General features: G+C 65.2%; 16 protein-coding genes. 9 read left to right on the top strand and 7 right to left on the bottom strand.

Annotated elements, in window-relative coordinates:
• Positions 1–2: 2 nt before the first annotated feature.
• Entirely contained in the window at positions 3–1,118 is a 1,116-nt protein-coding gene (ald, locus tag F3S47_RS06160; RefSeq protein WP_150444378.1) for an alanine dehydrogenase, read from the top strand.
• 243 nt (positions 1,119–1,361) lie between these two features.
• Here the strand turns inward: ald and F3S47_RS06165 are convergent, their stop codons facing one another.
• Positions 1,362–1,634: a metal-sensitive transcriptional regulator gene (locus F3S47_RS06165; protein WP_150444379.1), complete on the bottom strand. Its 273-nt coding sequence runs from the start codon at positions 1,632–1,634 to the stop codon at positions 1,362–1,364.
• A gap of 208 nt (positions 1,635–1,842) precedes the next feature.
• On the opposite strand from F3S47_RS06165, the gene F3S47_RS06170 reads away from it, so the two are divergent.
• Complete coding sequence (locus tag F3S47_RS06170) at positions 1,843–2,643, top strand: MauE/DoxX family redox-associated membrane protein (protein ID WP_150444380.1); 801 nt, start codon at positions 1,843–1,845, stop codon at positions 2,641–2,643.
• A 278-nt stretch (positions 2,644–2,921) separates the two neighbouring features.
• Here F3S47_RS06170 and F3S47_RS06175 read toward each other — a convergent pair whose 3' ends face one another.
• Positions 2,922–3,392 (bottom strand): cupredoxin domain-containing protein, encoded by a 471-nt coding sequence (locus F3S47_RS06175; RefSeq protein ID WP_150444381.1) that lies wholly within the window; start codon positions 3,390–3,392, stop codon positions 2,922–2,924.
• Between the two features lie 101 nt (positions 3,393–3,493).
• Positions 3,494–3,865 carry a hypothetical protein gene (locus F3S47_RS06180; RefSeq protein WP_150444382.1) on the bottom strand — a complete coding sequence of 124 codons (372 nt, stop codon included), beginning with the start codon at positions 3,863–3,865 and terminating at the stop codon, positions 3,494–3,496.
• 281 nt (positions 3,866–4,146) lie between these two features.
• On the opposite strand from F3S47_RS06180, the gene F3S47_RS06185 reads away from it, so the two are divergent.
• The 4 genes from F3S47_RS06185 (at position 4,147) to F3S47_RS06200 (ending at position 6,822) form a co-directional block, all read left to right on the top strand.
• Positions 4,147–4,458 carry a hypothetical protein gene (locus F3S47_RS06185; RefSeq protein WP_150444383.1) on the top strand — a complete coding sequence of 104 codons (312 nt, stop codon included), beginning with the start codon at positions 4,147–4,149 and terminating at the stop codon, positions 4,456–4,458.
• An 87-nt stretch (positions 4,459–4,545) separates the two neighbouring features.
• The gene (locus F3S47_RS06190) at positions 4,546–4,977 is read left to right on the top strand and encodes a c-type cytochrome (RefSeq protein WP_150444384.1); all 432 of its coding nucleotides are present in this window, start codon (positions 4,546–4,548) and stop codon (positions 4,975–4,977) included.
• Position 4,978: 1 nt separating this feature from the next.
• Positions 4,979–6,364 (top strand): multicopper oxidase family protein, encoded by a 1,386-nt coding sequence (locus tag F3S47_RS06195; protein ID WP_150444385.1) that lies wholly within the window; start codon positions 4,979–4,981, stop codon positions 6,362–6,364.
• 20 nt (positions 6,365–6,384) lie between these two features.
• Positions 6,385–6,822 carry a c-type cytochrome gene (locus F3S47_RS06200; protein WP_396279773.1) on the top strand — a complete coding sequence of 146 codons (438 nt, stop codon included), beginning with the start codon at positions 6,385–6,387 and terminating at the stop codon, positions 6,820–6,822.
• Positions 6,823–6,920: 98 nt separating this feature from the next.
• On the opposite strand, the gene F3S47_RS06205 is transcribed toward F3S47_RS06200, so the two are convergent.
• The 3 genes from F3S47_RS06205 to F3S47_RS06215 all read right to left on the bottom strand — a co-directional run bounded on the left by F3S47_RS06205 (position 6,921) and on the right by F3S47_RS06215 (position 11,454).
• The gene (locus F3S47_RS06205; protein WP_150444386.1) at positions 6,921–10,205 is read right to left on the bottom strand and encodes a PAS domain S-box protein; all 3,285 of its coding nucleotides are present in this window, start codon (positions 10,203–10,205) and stop codon (positions 6,921–6,923) included.
• A 182-nt stretch (positions 10,206–10,387) separates the two neighbouring features.
• The gene (locus tag F3S47_RS06210; RefSeq protein ID WP_150444387.1) at positions 10,388–10,816 is read right to left on the bottom strand and encodes a sugar dehydrogenase complex small subunit; all 429 of its coding nucleotides are present in this window, start codon (positions 10,814–10,816) and stop codon (positions 10,388–10,390) included.
• A complete protein-coding gene (locus tag F3S47_RS06215; protein ID WP_191090100.1) occupies positions 10,813–11,454 on the bottom strand; it encodes a c-type cytochrome in 642 nt (213 codons plus the stop codon). Before F3S47_RS06215 ends, F3S47_RS06210 begins: the two co-directional genes overlap by 4 nt.
• Before the next feature lie 169 nt (positions 11,455–11,623).
• Here F3S47_RS06215 and F3S47_RS06220 point away from each other — a divergent pair, with 169 nt between their 5' ends.
• Positions 11,624–13,240 carry a GMC family oxidoreductase gene (locus tag F3S47_RS06220; RefSeq protein ID WP_150444389.1) on the top strand — a complete coding sequence of 539 codons (1,617 nt, stop codon included), beginning with the start codon at positions 11,624–11,626 and terminating at the stop codon, positions 13,238–13,240.
• A 258-nt stretch (positions 13,241–13,498) separates the two neighbouring features.
• Here F3S47_RS06220 and F3S47_RS06225 read toward each other — a convergent pair whose 3' ends face one another.
• Entirely contained in the window at positions 13,499–14,176 is a 678-nt protein-coding gene (locus F3S47_RS06225; RefSeq protein ID WP_223877741.1) for a TetR family transcriptional regulator, read from the bottom strand.
• A 124-nt stretch (positions 14,177–14,300) separates the two neighbouring features.
• Between F3S47_RS06225 and F3S47_RS06230 the strand changes: the two genes are divergently transcribed.
• On the top strand, positions 14,301–15,188 hold the full coding sequence (locus F3S47_RS06230) for a shikimate dehydrogenase (RefSeq protein WP_223877742.1): 888 nt from the start codon (positions 14,301–14,303) through the stop codon (positions 15,186–15,188).
• Complete coding sequence (locus tag F3S47_RS06235) at positions 15,185–17,071, top strand: bifunctional sugar phosphate isomerase/epimerase/4-hydroxyphenylpyruvate dioxygenase family protein (RefSeq protein WP_150444392.1); 1,887 nt, start codon at positions 15,185–15,187, stop codon at positions 17,069–17,071. The genes F3S47_RS06230 and F3S47_RS06235 overlap by 4 nt, the downstream gene beginning before the upstream one ends.
• Positions 17,072–17,091: the final 20 nt, after the last annotated feature.

Consider the following 17,091-nt stretch of genomic DNA (forward strand, 5'->3'; position numbering starts at 1 on the left):
AGATGCTTATCGGCGTTCCGAAAGAGATCAAGAACCACGAGTACCGGGTTGGGCTGACGCCGGAAAGCGTCGCTGAGCTCGTCGGTCACGGGCATGACGTTCTCATCGAAACGCAGGCGGGCGCCGGCATCGGTGCGTCTGACAGCGCCTATTCGGACGCCGGAGCGCGGATCGCGGAGGATTCCGATGAGGTCTTCGAACGGGCTGAGATGGTTATCAAGGTCAAGGAACCTCTGGCCGTCGAAAGAGCAAAGCTCCGGGAAGGCCAGATCCTTTTCACCTATCTTCACTTGGCGCCGGACCCCGAGCAGACCAGGGACCTGGTGGACTCGGGCGCCATCTGCATCGCCTACGAGACGGTGACGGATGATCGCGGCGGGCTACCGCTGCTCAAGCCGATGAGCCAAGTGGCTGGACGCATGTCGATCCAGTCGGGCGCGGCCGCGCTCGAAAAGTCGCATGGAGGCCTCGGCGTTCTGCTGGGCGGTGTGCCCGGCGTGGCCCCCGGGAAGGTCGTGGTCATCGGCGGGGGTGTCGTCGGCTTCAACGCGGCACAGATGGCCGTCGGCCTGCATGCCGATGTCACCATCCTCGACCGGAGCCCGGTCGCCCTCGAACGCCTCGAGACGCATTTCGGAAATTCCGCGAAGGTCATCTATTCGACCGGCGCCACCCTGGAAGACGAGGTGAAGCGCGCGGACCTCGTGGTCGGGGCCGTGCTCGTCCCCGGCGCGGCCGCGCCGAAACTGGTCTCCCGGGAGTTGATCGCGGAGATGAAGCCAGGCGCTGTCGTCGTCGATGTCGCCATTGATCAGGGCGGCTGCTTCGCGACGTCCCGGCCGACGACGCACGACGACCCGACATTCATCGTCGAGGGCGTGGTCCACTATTGCGTCGCGAATATGCCGGGCGCTGTCGCGAAAACCTCGACCTACGCGCTGAACAACGCAACGCTCCCGCACGCGATCTCGATCGCCAACAGGGGATGGAAAGGGGCCCTGGCTCACGACCCCTGCCTCGCGATGGGGCTCAACGTCGCGATGGGCCACGTGACGTACGAAGCGGTTGCGGAGCAACTGTCCTATCCGCACACCGAGGTCTCTTCCCTGATCGGGTGAATCAACTGAACTCTGCAATAGCGGGCTGTTGCCCATCGCAATGTGCGTCCGAGGTGCCGCAGGGGCACTGTCAGAAGAACCGCTTGAGCGGGGTAGGGGCGGACCTAGCCTGGGCAGATGACCCAGCCCCGGGAGGGGCGGACAGCTGACCTTCGCCGCAGCAGCGAGCCATCCAAGCCGCGCGATTGGAAACCGACATTCAGGCCACCTCCAACACGGGCTTGGCGCTGCACCGTCGCGTGATCACCCGCGCGCCTTGTCCAACAGGCCGAGAAGCTCGGTGAACTTTGCCCGCTGATCCTCCCGGTCTCCTGAGGCGAGGGCCTCCTCGATGCAGTGGGCGGCGTGATCGTCGATCAGGAGTTTCTCGACCCCCTTGAGGGCCGCGGGCACGGCCGCAATCTGCGTCAGGATGTCCACGCTGTAGCGGTCGTCCTCGACCATGTGGCTGATGCCGCGGACTTGGCCCTCGAGGCGTTTCAGGCGCTTGAGCGCGGCTTCTCGGTTCTTGTGCATGACAGGAAATAAAAGGCGCGAAGGCCGCCTTGTCGAGAGCCGACGCGATAGAACCACAGCCTCTTGAAGATACCCATGGGGGGTATAGTTGAGCAGGCGGGTTTAGCGCGCCCGGATCACGGACGAAGCGTTATCGCCGATGTCGAGGCGACCCCGGATGCTCTGACGGGCGTGCCGTGATACACGCGATACCACCACGGAGCTCCGAATGCCGAAAGATATCCTTGCAAACACCCGCGACGTCTCCGAGGTCACGACAGATCCGGCCAGTGATGCGAAGGGACAGACCGCGGTGCTCTACCGCATGGCTCTGCCGAACCACCTTTGCCCGTCGGGACAAAAGGCGCGGTGGCTGCTCGACCGCAAGGGCTACGAGGTCGACGACCGCGCCTTCCGGACCCGCGAAGAGGTCGATGCCTTCAAAGCCAGCTTCGACGTGCCGACGACGCCGCAGGTCTGGATCGAGGGAGAGCGGGTCGGCGGCTACGACGCGCTGCGCCAGCGGCTGACCGACGACGATCCCAAGGCCACAACCTACAAGCCGGTCGTCTATCTCTTCGGTGTCGCCGCGGCGACGGCGCTGGCGCTGAGTATCGGGTTTCTCGGCGCGATCACCTGGCAGACGCTCGGCTGGTTCATCTCGATCTCGATGATCCTGCTGGGCATGCAGAAGCTGCGCGACATCGAAAGCTTCAGCACGATGTTCCTCAACTACGACGTGCTGGCCCGGCGCTGGGTGCCCTACGGCTATGTCTATCCTTGGGTCGAGACCGGGGCGGGCGTGCTGATGACGGGGATGCTGCTGACCTGGATGGCGGCACCGGCGGCACTGATCATCTCGACCATTGGCGCGTGGAGCGTGTTCAAGGCGGTCTACATCGACAAGCGCGAGCTGAAGTGCGCCTGCGTCGGTGGTGGATCGAACGTGCCCTTGGGCTTCGTCAGCCTCAGCGAGAACCTGGCGATGATGGGAATGTCGCTCGTCATGCTATGGATGCTTCTGATCTGACTCAGCGCAAGACGATGGGATCGCCCCGGCTGTCCCGGCGTTCGGCGGCACCGGGGCGGTCGGACGTCGCGTCGGGCACGTACCACGCCTCCAAGGTCGCCCCTAAGCCCTCGTGCTTGAGGGTCTCCACCCAAGCCGAGCAGCAGCCGCAGTTCGGGTCATTGAAAGTTTACATCGCCGGGCTGGCAGCACCGCCTCGGAGCAGCAGCAACGTCGCTACACCGAGGCGGCGCCTCCGGAGAGACTGGCGACATGGACGCCGCCGTCCTTGATCGATCTCAGTTGACTGTGATCGGGCCGTGCATGCCGGCCTGCATATGACCGGGGATCAGGCAGGCGAACTGGAAGGTCCCGGCGTTGGAGAAGGTCCAGATGAGTTCACCTTCTTCCTCGGGGGCAAGGCTCAGGGCGTTGGGATCGTCGTGATCCATCTGGTCCATCCCGGCCATCTCCGCCATGTGGGCGAGATTGCTCTCCTCAGTTCCAAAGACAATCTCGTGTTCGAGGTACCCAGTGTTCGTGACCGCGAAGCGGATGGTTTCGCCTTCCTCGACTTCGAGCTCGGAAGGCTCGAAGGCCATGCCCGAGTCGGTCTCCATCATCTCGATCTCGACTGTCCGATCGACCTCGGCCGCATTGCCGGGCTGGCCGACGGCCAGACCTTCATCGTGAGAGTGGTCGCCCGATCCGGCGGCAAAGGCCGATCCGGCGACGAGGATCAGGACGGATGCGAGGGTGTATGCTTTCATGGTTGCTCCAGGAAGTTAGGTGCCCAAACAGGGCGCAGAAGTACGTTGCCCAAAGACGCCCGACGCGTCAGCGCGGGCCCAAGGGTCCGACAAGTGTTGGATCAGTGAAGTGCGGCCGGGGGGCGGTGGAAGGGCTCCGCGCGTGCGGCAAGCGGGCTCGGCGGGACCGAGGGGGCGAGAACCGCCGACACAAGGTCATTGGGCCGCGCCGCCACCGGCACTGATGCCTCGAGCCAGTTGCAGGCGTGGATGCCGCAGGCGAGATGCAAAGTCTCGTGAGAAGGCCCGCCATGGCCGTTGCCCGCCGGCTGGGCGGTCTGGGGCGATGCGTCCGCATGATGCGCCTCCGGGGTGATGTTCCCGCAGCAGTCGGGCTTGGCGGGGACATGATCCGTCTGCGCTGCGGCCACCATCGTGGCGGGCAGAAGGAGGGCGATGCAGAGCACCCGAAACAAATGGACCAGCGATCTCATGGCCTGACACCTATCCGCATGGTCGCCGGGCAAGCAAGTCGCTCCGGATCAGATCGGCGCTGCCCTGCCAGTGAAGGGTCCGGATCACCGCTTCATGACGGCGCGGCCTAGGGCGCGCGCCAGCCCAAAGGCAATCAGCGCGCCGCCGCTCCGTCGGTGCATTGCGGCGCAGGTCGACTCGCCCAGACGGCGCGATCGTGGACAGCCATTTGACCGAGATGTCATTTGACCAGGGCTGCCAACCTGGTGCATGACCTTTGGTGCTTCGCATCGGAGAGAGCGTGCGCCTGATCCTTCTCATCGTCCTGTCCAGCCTGCTTGCGCTGGCGAGCCTGCCGCAGAGCGTCATGGCCGACGATGCCCTGCACGTTCACGACTGCGCGGGGTGTTCTGAGGACGCCCCCGGTCACGCGCCGGTCGACGGCGTCGGCACGGCCTGCTCGAAGGTCGGCCATTGCAGCGCCGCCATGGTCGCGCTTCCGCCGAGCGAACGCATCGCGGATGCGCCCGCGGCGGAGCGCTACCGGCTCACGGAGCCGACCTCCGTCCGCTCCTTCATCGTGCCCCTGGACCTGCCGCCTCCGCGCGCCTGAGCCGCACCTCATGGAGACGAAGACCGGTGGTTTCGACCGCCGAATGCACCCTCGCGGCGGTAGCGTCGCGCCATCCAGGATACGATCATGAACAAGCTTGCCTTCGCCGGTGCCGCAGCGATCGCTGTCGCCGCCGCCGCCTATTTCCTCGGGCCTCGAAGCGCGCCCGAAACCGCTGAACAGATGCCCGCACCGGGAGACCCGATCGTCTCCGTCGCGATGCCGGAGAACCTCTCGACCGAGGCCACGATGGGAGAGCGGGCCTTCGACGCGGTCTGCGCCACCTGTCACGGGGACAATGCCGCCGGAAAGATGGGCTCTGGGCCGCCCCTCGTTCACGAGATCTACGAGCCATCCCACCACGGCGACATGGCCTTCCAGATGGCCGTTCAGCGTGGCGTCCAGGCGCATCACTGGCGGTTCGGGAACATGCCTCCGCAAGAGGGCCTGACACAGGCCGACGTCTCGATGATCGTGGCCTACGTCCGCGAACTTCAGCGCGCCAACGGGATCAACTGACATGACCCAACGCATGACTCGACGCGCCTTCTGCGCGGGAGCCGCCGCCGTCGTAGCCGCCCGTCCCGCCTGGTCGGCTGAGCCCGACGTGCTGACCGCTCGCCCCGCCAGCGTCCAGCTGGCGCCCGCAGGCTACCCGGAAACGGCGATCTGGGGATATGACGGCCTGCTGCCGGGGCCAGCGGTCCGGGCCTGCCAGGGAGAACGGATCTCCCGCCGGCTGGTCAACGAGCTTCCCGTTCCGACCTCGGTGCACTGGCACGGCATCCGCATCGACAACGGGATGGACGGTGTCGCGGGGCTGACCCAGGACGCGGTGCCTCCCGGCGGGTCCTTCGACTACGACTTCGCCGTACCCGACGCCGGGACCTACTGGTACCACGCACACGCCAATTCGATGGAGCAGGTGGCCCGGGGCCTCGCGGGCGCGCTGATCGTCGAGGAGCCAGCCCCACCCGATGTCGACTGGGACGAGGTCCTTCTCCTGGACGACTGGCTGCTCGATCCGGAGACCGGCAGCTTCGCCGAGCCGATGGCGCATCCGATGATGATGAGCCACGCTGGCCGGACGGGGAACCTCCTGGGAACCAACGGGCGCCCCGATCTCTCGATCCCCGCCAGGCGGCACGAGCGGCTGCGTCTTCGGCTGATCAACACCGCGAACGCGAGGATCTTCGTGCTCCGACTGGAGGGGCTCGAGGGCTGGCAGGTCGCGCTGGATGGGATGCCGCTCGAGGCCCCGGAGCCCGTGACCACCGAGCTGGTCCTGGCTCCGGCCCAGCGGATCGATCTTCTCGTCGACATCACCGCGGACAGCGGGGAGACGGCGGCGCTGCTCCGGCTGGACGACGACGACGCCTGGCGCCCGCAAGTCACGCTCCCGGTCTCTGGACGCGAGTCCCGGACACGCCGCGGCATCCCCGACCCGCTCCCGCCCAATCCCTCGACGGACCAGCCCGACCTCACCGGGGCGCGTCGGCTCGACATGGTGATGGAGGGAGGCGCGATGTCGGGGATGCGCAGCGCCCGCTACCAGGGTGAGGAGCTGGGCTTTCGCGCGCTTGCCGCACAGGGCCAGTACTGGGCGCTCGCGGGCCAGGCCGGCCTCGCCGAGACCCCGTTCGCGCGGCTCTCCCGAGGCGAACCGCTCCGTCTAAACATCGACAACAGGACCGTGTTCCCCCACGCGATGCACCTCCACGGGATGCATTTCCGGACCGTCGCCCCGGACGGCACGCAGGGACCGCTGCGCGACACGGTCCTCAGCCTGCCCGGTGAGCCGATGGAGATCGCCTTTACCGCCGACAACCCCGGGAAGTGGCTCTTCCACTGCCACATGCTCGGCCATGCCGCCTCGGGCATGACCACCTGGATCGACGTGACTTAAAACAAGGAAGGAGACGACAGATGCAATCGATGACTCTGACCGCCGCCTTGTTCCTCCTGCCGGCTGCGGCGTCGGCCGAGCACCTATTGGGCGGCCGGGACATCGACGCGGGCGCAGCGCTCTACGCTGAGCACTGCGCCTCGTGTCACGGCGCGGAGCTCGAAGGGCAGCCGGATTGGCAAAGCCCCGGTCCCGACGGGGTCCTGCCCGCGCCGCCTCACGACGTGACCGGGCACACCTGGCACCACGATAGCCAGTTGTTGCTCGACTATGTCCGCCTGGGCGGTGCTGCGGCGCTCGAGGCGCGCGGCGTATCCGGTTTCGAAAGCGGAATGCCGGGACTTGGCGATCAGCTCTCCGAGAGCGACATCCTCGACATCCTCGGCTTCATCCGCTCGACTTGGCCGGAGCACGCAAAGCGCGTCCAGCAGGAACGGACTCATGGAGCGTCTGACTGAGGGCATGGCGCGCCCCGGGCCATCTACGGATTGCCAGCCCATTCCTTCAGAATATCGAGCGGGTCGGTTGTCCGGGCGGATGAGATGCTGCGCGATGGCTAAACAGAATGCGCGGCGTTTCCGGCCGAGTTCAACTCCGCAGCAAGCACGTTGACCAGCCGATCCGTATTGAACGGCTTTTCAATCCGCGTCACGTCTTTCAACTCCCGGGGCATCGTGACTGTTTCAGCATAGCCGGTCGTGAAAACGAACGGGATCTCTCGCGCCCGGAGAGCTCGTGCCGCGGGCCAGGCCATTTCGCCGTTCAGGTTCAAGTCGAGCACGGCCGCGTCGAAGGTCTCGGAAACGGCAAGTCGGAGGGCCGCGTCCACCGTGCCGATGGGCCCGATGGGAGAGCACCCCGCAGATCGGAGCGCCTCAACCGTGTCCTGCCCGATGATTTGCTCATCCTCGACGACGAGAACACGTTTCCCCTCCAGGCTCGCGGGGTCTTCTGGAATGGGCGCGTCTTCATTACGAGGTGGCGCTGTGAACCCGCCGCCCTGAGCTTGCAGGTTGGCCAACGGCAAGTCGAACTGCACCCTCAAGCCGGCCCGGTCGAAGTCCATGGCAACTTCACCGTCAAGCTCGGCGCTCAGTATTTGCCTGATAAGGCGCGAACCGAAACCCTTCCGGCTTGGTTGCTGTTCAATCGGGGGGCCGCCGCGCTCCACCCACTTCACTTTGAGGCGGCGCTCAGGTGCCTCTCCGGAGAGCTCCCACTTGATCTCAAGGCGGCCGCCTTCCTGAGACAGCGCACCGTATTTGCCGGCGTTCGTAACGAGTTCGTGGAGAGCCAGCGTCAGCGTCTGCGCTGCTTTGGGCGTCACGTTCAGTTCAGGTCCCGCCGCCGCGACACGGTCCTGCTCTTCACCGCGATACGGGGCGACGGTATTCTCGACGAGATCCCCGAAGTCTGCACCTTGCCACCGACTGCGCGCCAGGAGCGCGTGCGACTGTGCCAACGCGTTGATGCGGCCGACCAGCCTTTCTGCGGCGTCCGGTCCGACCGTCTTTCCGCGACCGAGGCTCTGTCGGGCGATTGACTGGACGACCGCCAGGATGTTCTTCACCCGGTGGTCCAGTTCGCCCATCAGGACGTTCTGATGCTCTTCGGCGCGCTTTCGCGCGGTGACGTCGCTGGCGGCGCCGAACCATTCAAGGACGCGGCCCTCTTCATCCGTGAGCGGCACCGCACGGGACCTGACCCAGGCGACGCTCCCATCGAGCTTGAGGATCCTGTGCTCCAGATCGAAGTGGTTGCCGCTGTCGATCGTGTCCCTGATCGCCGCCTCGACCAGCGGCTGATCCTCCCGCGGAATGTAGCCTGTCATCCAGTCTCTGCGCGGTTCGTGCGTGTCCGTGATGAAGCCGCGTCCGCCAAGCTCACGCATTTCGCTCCAGTCCGGGCTCATACGGTAGATGACATCCGACGTCGAACTGACCAGAGCGCGGTAGCGGTCTTCGCTTTCCCGGAGATCCGCCTCGGCCCGCTTCCGTTCGGTGACATCAATGATGATTTCGACGGCGGTGCCATCGTCGAGCATCTTGTCAACGCACTCCACCCAGATGCGGGAACCATCCTTGTGGGTGTACTGCTTTTCGAATGGCCCGGCCTTGCCGTCCGCCTTGAGCTCGGCGATCGTCTGCTCGTCCCGCCAGCGCCAGTCGGGTGGTGTGAGGCGCTCGTACCGAACCTCGCCCTTTTCCAGCTCCGCTCGGCTATAGCCGATCATCGAGAGGTATGCGTCGTTGGCGTCCAGTACGCCGCCAACCAGGTCGAAAAACACGACGCCCACGGTCTCCATGTCGAGAACTTTGCGCAGCCGACTTTCGCTATCGCGCAATGCTGCCTCGGCGTCCTTGCGCTCGGTGATGTCGCGCCAAAACACAGCGAGGCCCTCGGGCACCGGGAACGCCCGCATTTCAAGCCACTTCGTTCCGTCGTGTGGGAAGGTGTAGCGGTGCTCCAGGCTCACAGGCACCTGTTCTTTCAGGGCCTTCTTGTAGAGCCGACCGAGCTCACTCCGCTCGGACCCCGGGTAAACCTCCCAGTGGGTCCGACCGCGGATATCTTCGAGCGGGCGCCCATCGAGCTCGAGCGCCGCCTCGTTCTGGGTGATGATGCGCAGATCGTGATCCATGAGGCCGAAGGCCTCGCCCATTCCGTCCAGCACGTTGCGGAGCCGTCGCTCCCGCTCTCGAAGCGCCTCTTCCGCAGTCCTCCTCTCTGTCACATCGAGAAGAATCCCGCGGATCAGCACCGGTCGCCGTTCGCCCTCGACCTCGGCGAACTCGGTTTTCCCCTTCATCTGCACCCACCGCGTCTCACCGTCCGGTCGGATGATCCGATGCTCGTGAAAGAGCGCCCCGTCCCCGGCCGGATCGGTCACGCGAGCGAAAGTGTCCGAGACAGAGGCTCGATCCTCGGGGTGGACGAAGTCCGGGACAGTCTCACCGATCGGGGCCGGGTCGTTCTTCGGGTAACCCAGGATGCTTCGCATCTCCGGTGACCAGAATAACCTGCCTGCGCGCCTGTCGTCTTCGAACACGCCAACATGAGCCGCCGACGTGACCGCCTCCAATCGTGTCGCGTTCTGGCGGAGGTCGGTGACATCGCGGATGGCGAGCAGGATCAGATCCATGTGATCGAGTCGACGACCGTTGAGAAGCATCACCCGTTCGCCGATCCCCTCGAAGGTGTGGGTGACCTCGAAGTCGTCGAAACTTCTCTGCCGGGGCAGGACCTCGCCCAGCAGCAGGCGGAGTTCGGGAATGTCCCACTGGCCATTGCCTAGTTCGTAGACCAGGTGACCGATCGTCTTCTCGGGCTGGACCGCGAATCTTTCGTAAAACGCACTGCTCGCGGACTGCACCCGAAGATCCTGGTCCAGGATCAACAGGCCCTCGCGAACGCTGCCGATCAGCTTGTCGGCGAGTTCGATCCTCCCGTCCAATTCCGCTTGCGCCGCTTCGCGCTCGGTGTCGTCCGAAATGGCAAGCAGTATCAGGGCGGGACGCCCCGACCGATCGACGCGCCGAGCATTGAGATGCATGGTGCGCCGCCCGATCCGCTCAAAATCGTGCTCGACCCGGTAGTTCGATACAATTCTCTTCTCCGGCAGGATTTCCCCCAAGAGCCGGCGCAACTCGGGGATATCCCACTGTCCGTTGCCGAGGTCGTAGACAAGGGTGCCCAAGGTCTCGGGGCGTGACACCTGGAACTGGTCCAGAAAGGCTTCGTTCGCAGTTTCGACCCTTAGATCAGCATCAAGCGTCAGAAGCGGAAGGGTCACGGTTTCGAGTATCGCTCTGGCGAGCTCGCTGTCGTGTTCGGCAACCATCTTCGGACCTCGTCACTTGCACCGGTCGTAACTACTCGACCTTGGTCCAGCCTATCCCGAGATGGATGCTTTCCAAACCCCAAGACCCGGAACATCTCAAAGCCGTTGTGACTGCCACCTGGGAGAATGACCGCCAGGTCCACCGGAGCGATTAGAGGACTTCAGAGGGGCATTCCGGATGCTCAAGTTTCGGGGGGAGATGCCCAGAAGCCCGGAACGCCTCCGCAGAAACTGATAACATTCTTGTAGTCCTCGACTGCATGCCACATCAACGCCTCCGAAAAGCCGATGCGCGTCCCTGAGCCTCCCTCGTCGGCCGCTGGCGCGAGGACGCCACTGTAAAGCGCTTTAAGAAGCCTCTTCTCGAGGCCATCCCCTATTTCGTCGGCGTCGGCAGGAAGGACGTCGCCACCTGTGGCATCGTAGAGCCGACGCAGCATATCCTGTGGAAGCGGATTAACTCCCGAAAGCCGAGCGAGCGTGTCGCCGAGCGCCGTCCGCGGCAGCCGCTGCACGGCGTCGTCTTGGGCCCAAGCTGTGCCGGAAACGGCGGTCAAGGCTGTGCTTCCCAGTGTGCCGAGAGCCTGCCTGCGTGTCAGGCGGGACGTCATTCAATGATCTCCCAACTGGAATAGTACTGGGCAAGCGCGCCACGCTCTGCCGGTGTCAACTGCTCGGCGAAGGCGCGCATCCGACCCATCGGATCGCTCTTGCGTGCGCCCTCGGCATAGGCCTCCAGTGTCAGTGCAAGGTAGTTTTCCGGCTGGCCGTGCAGGTAGGGAGCTTCGCGCGCAAATCCTTGCTCCACCAGGGGAGGCTCACTGGCGGGGGCGCCATGACACGAGGCGCAGGGCGGGAGGCCGCGAGACCAGTCGCCGTCAAGGACCAGCCGCTCGGCATCTGGCACCGGCTGGAAATCTTCGGACCGCTGGAGGGCGGGGCGAGGCATGTCGCCATAGGTCTTTGCCTGTCGAATTGCGCCTTCAGGTCCAAGGGCGTGAGCGGTTGCCTGCATCTGTGGGTGCTCGCGCAGGCCCTCGCGATAGGCTTCAAGCTGCCGGGCGATGTAGGGGGCCGGCTGTCCATTCAGGATCGGATAGATTCGATCATCATCGGATGGAGCTGCTGTATGGCAGGTCGGGCAGGAGAGAAGCGCGTTTTGCCCAATGGACGCTGCTGGGCCGATCCAGATACCGCAAGCCGTCACCAAGCCGACGGCCGCGCATCTGGTGGTCTTCGCGGGTGGCATCGTTCGGCCCATCCTTTCGTCGGCAAGTCTTAGCGAGAAAACCGGGCAAGTCGTTCAAGGTTCCTTCCGCCGCTTGAGCGGCCAAGGACGGGCAAGGAACCTGTGCCGGAAGCCACATGTTGAACGCGCAGCGGCCCGGCTTGGGCATTCTTCAGGCGAGACGTTCTTAATGGCCATCCAGAATTTTCCGTTCGAACCGGACGTCGTCGTGGTCGGCGCCGGTGTTGCAGGCGGCATGGCGGCGGATATCGCCGCTTCGAATGGCTTGAAGGTTGTGATCCTCGAATCCGGTCCGCGCCTGAACCGTGACGACATCACCCGGCGCTGGCGCGAAACGCCGTTGACGAACTTCATGGCGCCTTACCCCCAGCCTGAGTACGCTCCCGTTCCGGACCCCGCAAATTGGGACAATTATCTGATTCAGACAGGCCCGGATGCCTACAACCAGCAGTACATTCGCGGTGTTGGCGGCACGACATGGCACTGGGCCGCGGCCACTTGGCGTTTTCTGCCAAGCGACTTTCGTCTCCAGTCGCTCTATGGCGTCGGGCGGGACTGGCCGCTTTCCTACGAAGATCTTGAGCCGTGGTACGACAACGCCGAAACCCGCATGGGCGTAGCCGGACGCATGGCGCCGGGGATCGCCCCACGAAATAGTCCGTTTCCGATGGAAGCGCTGCCGCTGAGCTACATGGACGCGACCATCGCGGGGCACCTGAACCAGAACGGCTATCAGATGGTCGACGAACCGGTCGCTCGGAACAGCCGGATCTATGATGGACGCCCGCCGTGCTGCGGCAACAACAACTGCATGCCGATCTGCCCGATCGCCGCGCAGTATTCGGGAAACATGGCCGTCGAGCGGGCCGAAGAGTCAGGCGCGATTGTCGTGACCGAGGCAGTTGTCCATCACCTCGAGGCCAGCGAGGATGGGCGGATCGGTGCGGTGCGGTACCTGTCTCCCGACGGTCAAGAAACACGGATCGCCGCCCGCGCCGTGGTTCTCGCCGCGAACGGCTTGGAGACGCCGCGCCTGATGCTGATGTCGCGGCAGGAACGTGCGCCGAACGGGATCGGCAACTCCACTGGACAGGTCGGGCGCTACCTGATGGACCACCCTGGGACCTCGGTCGTCTTCGACATGCCCGAACCGGTCTGGCCCGGCCGGGGGCCGCAAGAGATGACTTCGATTCTGAAGTTCCGCGACGGCGAATTCCGGTCGCGTTTCGCTGCCAAGAAACTGCACCTGTGGAATGGCAGCATGGTTTCCTCGATCGCGGAGGAGGCGATTGACGAAGGCCTTCGGGGAGAGGAACTGCGTCGCACCATCGCGAACCGGGCGGCCCGGCGCTGCGCGATCAATTCTTTCCACGAACTTCTCCCTGAGCCAACCAACAGGCTGACGCTGGCGGAAGACAGGCTGGACCCACTGGGGCTGCCGCGGCCGCAAATTCATTACGAGATCGGCGCCTACGTGCGGGAGAGCGCCCTTCATACCGCCGAAGTGTATCGCGACATTGTCGATACTCTGGGCGCCGAACTGATCAGCGTGAGCACCGGCGAGGAAGGGTTCGCTCCAAACAACCACATCATGGGCGGCACGATCATGGGTGACGATCCGGCGAACTCGGTCGTGAACAAGGATTGCCGCGTCCATGCTTATGACAATCTTTGGGTCGCGAGTTCCTCGGTCTTCCCGTCCGCCGCTTGCGTGAACTCGACTTTGACCATCGCGGCGTTAGCCCTGCGTGTCGGGGCGGACGTAGCGCTACAGCTACGCAACTGACCATCGGAGCGGGCTTCGGGCAGAATTCGCGGTCTCCGCCGTAAGGCCAATCAGGAAAGCAACGCGTTGGGACGCCGGCTTGAGGCCATTTCATTTAGCTCGGCGGCCGTACGATCAGCGCTACTGCCGTAGAACCGGTCAAGATGCCGCTCCAGCTGGAGTTTGCCCTTACGGTGAAAGACGCCCGCGGAAGCACCGGATTTCGCAGTCAGTGTCCTATACGCCCGTCGAACGGCACATGTGACGTACTGGCCAATATCAGCTTTCTTCGCCTGGCTTCGGGCGGGGCTCAACCAGATGCAGAATCGCATCGACGACCTGAGATCGGATCTTGATCTGGGCGTCGTCCGAAAAGAGGTCCTCGCCGAAGATCGCGGAAAACGTCGGCCGGTTCGAGACGTTGAAGAAGCTCGCGGCGCTGATCTGCCAGTGCAGCGCGACCGGATCGAGCCCCTTGCGGAAGACGCCTTCGGCCTCCCCGCGGCGGCAGATGTCCTCCAGCTTCTTGATCGCCGAGAGGTTCAGCCGCCGGATGACTTCGGAGCCCGTCAGGTTCTCGGCCTGGTGGATGTTCTCGATCATTACCATGCGGATGAATTCCGGGTGGCTCCGGTGGTGGTCGAAGGTGAAGGAGACGAGCCGGGCGAGGGCGTCGCGCGGCGTGAGCTGCCCGAGGTCGAGCTCCGTCTCGCCGGCCCGGACCTCTGAGTAGGCCTCCTCGAGCGCGCGAACGTAGAGGCCCTTCTTGTCGCCGAAGTAGTAGTAGATCATCCGCTTCGACGTGCGCGTCTTGGCGGCGATACTGTGGATGCGTGCGCCCGAGAGCCCGTGCGCCGCGAATTCCTCGATCGCCACGCTCAGGATGTCGCGTTTGACGGCGTCCGGGTTCTGCCGCCAACCCCGCTTTTCCCTCTTCTTCTCTTCGGTTTCCGCCAAGTCCGCCTCCCGGGAGTGCTGATAACACAGGGGCTTCCGAGCCGACAGAATGTTCTTCTTGACGAAATTAACCGTCTGGAACATTTTGCGAGTCGAACAGTGTGGAAGGGGAGGTCCACGCAAGGTGACCACAGGACGCGCGCAGACGATCCGGTCTCATCCGGAGCTCAGGCTCGGCCTGATCGGTCGCGGGATCCGTCTTTCGCGTACGCCTCGCATGCACGAAGCGGAGGCAGCCGCGCAGGGGCTTGCCTGCTCCTACGAGCTGCTGGACACCGACGCCGGGACCGCGGGGTCGCTGGAGGAAATCGTCGCGTGGGCCGAGGCCGAAGGCTTCGCCGGTCTCAACGTCACATATCCCTACAAGCAGGAGATCATGCCGCTGCTGGACGATCTTTCCAGCGCGGCGACACGGGTCGGCGCGGTCAACACGGTGGTCTTCCGGGAGGGCCGCCGGTCCGGTCACAACACCGACTACTGGGGCTTCTCCGAGAGCCTGCGACAGAACCTCCCCGGTGCCGAGGTGGACTGCGTGCTGCTGATCGGAGCCGGCGGCGCGGGCGGGGCCATCGGTCACGCGCTGGCGGACATGGGGGCGACACGCCTGCTGATCGCGGACAAGCGCGAAGGGGCGGCGCAATCGCTCGCCCGGTCGATCAACGGCGCGACCGGGGCGGAGGTCGCCTCGCCGGTCGATGACCTTTCGGAGGCCTCCGCCCAGACCCGGGGCATCGTCAACGCGACGCCCATGGGCATGGCCAAGATGCCGGGCCTGCCGCTGGAGGCGGGGCTGATCGAGGCGCGGCACTGGGTCGCCGACATCGTCTATTTCCCACTCGAGACGGCGCTCCTGCGCCATGCGCGGGAGACCGGCTGCCGCACTCTGAGCGGGGAGGGCATGGCGATCTTCCAGGCGGTCCGGGCGTTCGAGCTCTTCACCGGGGTCAAGCCCGACGCCGACCGCATGACGGAGGCCTTCCGCGCGCAGTCTCCGGAACAGGGGGCGGCATGAAGACCGGCATCGCCACCGTCTCGATATCTGGCAACCTCGAGGAGAAGATCGAGGCCATCGCGGCCGCGGGCTTCTCCGGCATCGAGATCTTCGAGCAGGACTTCATCGCCGACGTGCGCGGCCCCCGCGAGGTTGGGCGGCGCATCCGCGAGGCAGGCTTGGAGCTTCTGCTGTTCCAGCCCTTCCGCGATTTCGAGGGGCTGCCCGGGCCGCTGCGACAACGCGCCTTCGACCGCGTTGAGCGAAAGTTCGACGTCATGCAGGAGCTCGGCTGCGAGATGATGCTGGTCTGCTCGTCGGTTCATCCCGAGGCGCTCGGGGGCGTCGACCGGGCGGCGGCGGACTTCGCCGAGCTTGGCGAGCGCGCCGCGGCCCGCGGCTTGAAAGTCGGCTACGAGGCCCTCGCCTGGGGCCGCCACGTCGACGATCATCGCGATGCCTGGGAGATCGTGCGGCGGGCCGACCATCCGAACGTCGGACTCGTGCTCGACAGCTTCCACACTCTGGCGCGCGGGATCGATCCCGAGAGCATCCGGTCGATCCCCGGCGACCGCATCTTCTTCGTCCAGCTTGCCGACGCACCGCAGATCGAGATGGACCTGCTCTACTGGTCCCGGCACTTCCGCAACATGCCGGGCGAAGGCGACCTCGAGGTCGCCCGCTTCATGCGCGCGGTCGTCGCTACCGGCTACGCGGGCCCCGTGAGCCTCGAGATCTTCAACGACCAGTTCCGGGGCGGAAGCCCGACCACCATCGCGCGAGACGGCTACCGCTCGCTCGTCTCCCTGATGGACGAGGTCCGCAGGCAGGAGCCGGAGAGCTCCGTCGACCTGGCGGTCCTTCCGCCGCCCGTGCGGGTCCACGACACCGCGTTCATCGAGTTCGCGGCACGGGGCGCCGATCTGGAGGCACTGGAGACGCTCCTGCGCAGCATGGGTTTCCGGCAGGCGGGGCGCCACGTCTCCAAGGCGGTCACCCTCTGGCAGCAGGGCGAGATCCGGATCGTCCTCAACTCCGAGACGACCGGACACGCCGCCAACGCCTATCATGTGCGCGGCCCGACGGTCTGCGACATCGGGCTCACCGTCGGCTCGGCCGAAGCGACCGTCGAGCGGGCGACCGCGCTCGGGGCGGAGCTCTTTTCCCAGCCGCTCGGGCCAGGAGAGATGCCGATCCCGGCGATCCGGGGGCAAGGCGGCAGCGTCATGCACTTCATCGACGAGCAGAGCGGTCTCTCGGAAGTCTGGGACGTCGAATTCCTGCGCGAGGGCACTCCCGCCCCGGACACCGGACTGACGCGGATCGACCATCTCGCGCAGACCATGACCTACGACGAGATGCTGAGCTGGTCGCTCTTCTACACCTCCCTCTTCGACATGCGGAAGCAGCCGATGATCGACGTGATCGATCCCGACGGCCTCGTCCGCAGCCAGGCCGTGGCGGCCCCGGATGGGCGCTTCCGCATCACGCTCAACGGCGCGGAAACCTACAAGACGCTCGCGGGGTCGTTCCTGGCCGAGGGCTACGGCTCAACCGTCCAGCACATCGCGCTCGGCACCGAGGACATCTTCGCCACGGCGGAGGCGCTCGCCCGTCAGGGCTTCGAGGCGCTGCCGATCTCCCGCAACTACTTCGACGATCTGGCGACCCGCTTCGAGCTGGACCCCGCGTTCCTCGACCGGCTCCGGATGTCCAATGTCCTCTACGACGCGGACGCCGAGGGTGAGTTCCTACAGCTCTATTCCCGGCCCTTCGCCGGCCACATGTTCTTCGAGATCGTCGAGCGGCGCGGCGGCTACGCCGGCTTCGGCGCGCCGAACGCCCCGTTCCGCATCGCCGCTCTCAAGCGCCTCAACCGTCCGAAGGGAATGCCCGCCATGTAGCCGCTCCGGAGGAGCGCGGC

It is taken from the genome of Histidinibacterium aquaticum (assembly GCF_008710275.1).
Classification (GTDB): domain Bacteria; phylum Pseudomonadota; class Alphaproteobacteria; order Rhodobacterales; family Rhodobacteraceae; genus Oceanicola; species Oceanicola aquaticus.

Coding starts and splice junctions, on each gene's coding strand:
- ald (WP_150444378.1), top strand. CDS start 3: ATGCTTATCGGCGTTCCGAAAGAGATCAAGAACCACGAGTACCGGGTT.
- F3S47_RS06165 (WP_150444379.1), bottom strand. CDS start 1,634: ATGCACAAGAACCGAGAAGCCGCGCTCAAGCGCCTGAAACGCCTCGAG.
- F3S47_RS06170 (WP_150444380.1), top strand. CDS start 1,843: ATGCCGAAAGATATCCTTGCAAACACCCGCGACGTCTCCGAGGTCACG.
- F3S47_RS06175 (WP_150444381.1), bottom strand. CDS start 3,392: ATGAAAGCATACACCCTCGCATCCGTCCTGATCCTCGTCGCCGGATCG.
- F3S47_RS06180 (WP_150444382.1), bottom strand. CDS start 3,865: ATGAGATCGCTGGTCCATTTGTTTCGGGTGCTCTGCATCGCCCTCCTT.
- F3S47_RS06190 (WP_150444384.1), top strand. CDS start 4,546: ATGAACAAGCTTGCCTTCGCCGGTGCCGCAGCGATCGCTGTCGCCGCC.
- F3S47_RS06195 (WP_150444385.1), top strand. CDS start 4,979: ATGACCCAACGCATGACTCGACGCGCCTTCTGCGCGGGAGCCGCCGCC.
- F3S47_RS06200 (WP_396279773.1), top strand. CDS start 6,385: ATGCAATCGATGACTCTGACCGCCGCCTTGTTCCTCCTGCCGGCTGCG.
- F3S47_RS06205 (WP_150444386.1), bottom strand. CDS start 10,205: ATGGTTGCCGAACACGACAGCGAGCTCGCCAGAGCGATACTCGAAACC.
- F3S47_RS06210 (WP_150444387.1), bottom strand. CDS start 10,816: ATGACGTCCCGCCTGACACGCAGGCAGGCTCTCGGCACACTGGGAAGC.
- F3S47_RS06215 (WP_191090100.1), bottom strand. CDS start 11,454: ATGCCACCCGCGAAGACCACCAGATGCGCGGCCGTCGGCTTGGTGACG.
- F3S47_RS06220 (WP_150444389.1), top strand. CDS start 11,624: ATGGCCATCCAGAATTTTCCGTTCGAACCGGACGTCGTCGTGGTCGGC.
- F3S47_RS06235 (WP_150444392.1), top strand. CDS start 15,185: ATGAAGACCGGCATCGCCACCGTCTCGATATCTGGCAACCTCGAGGAG.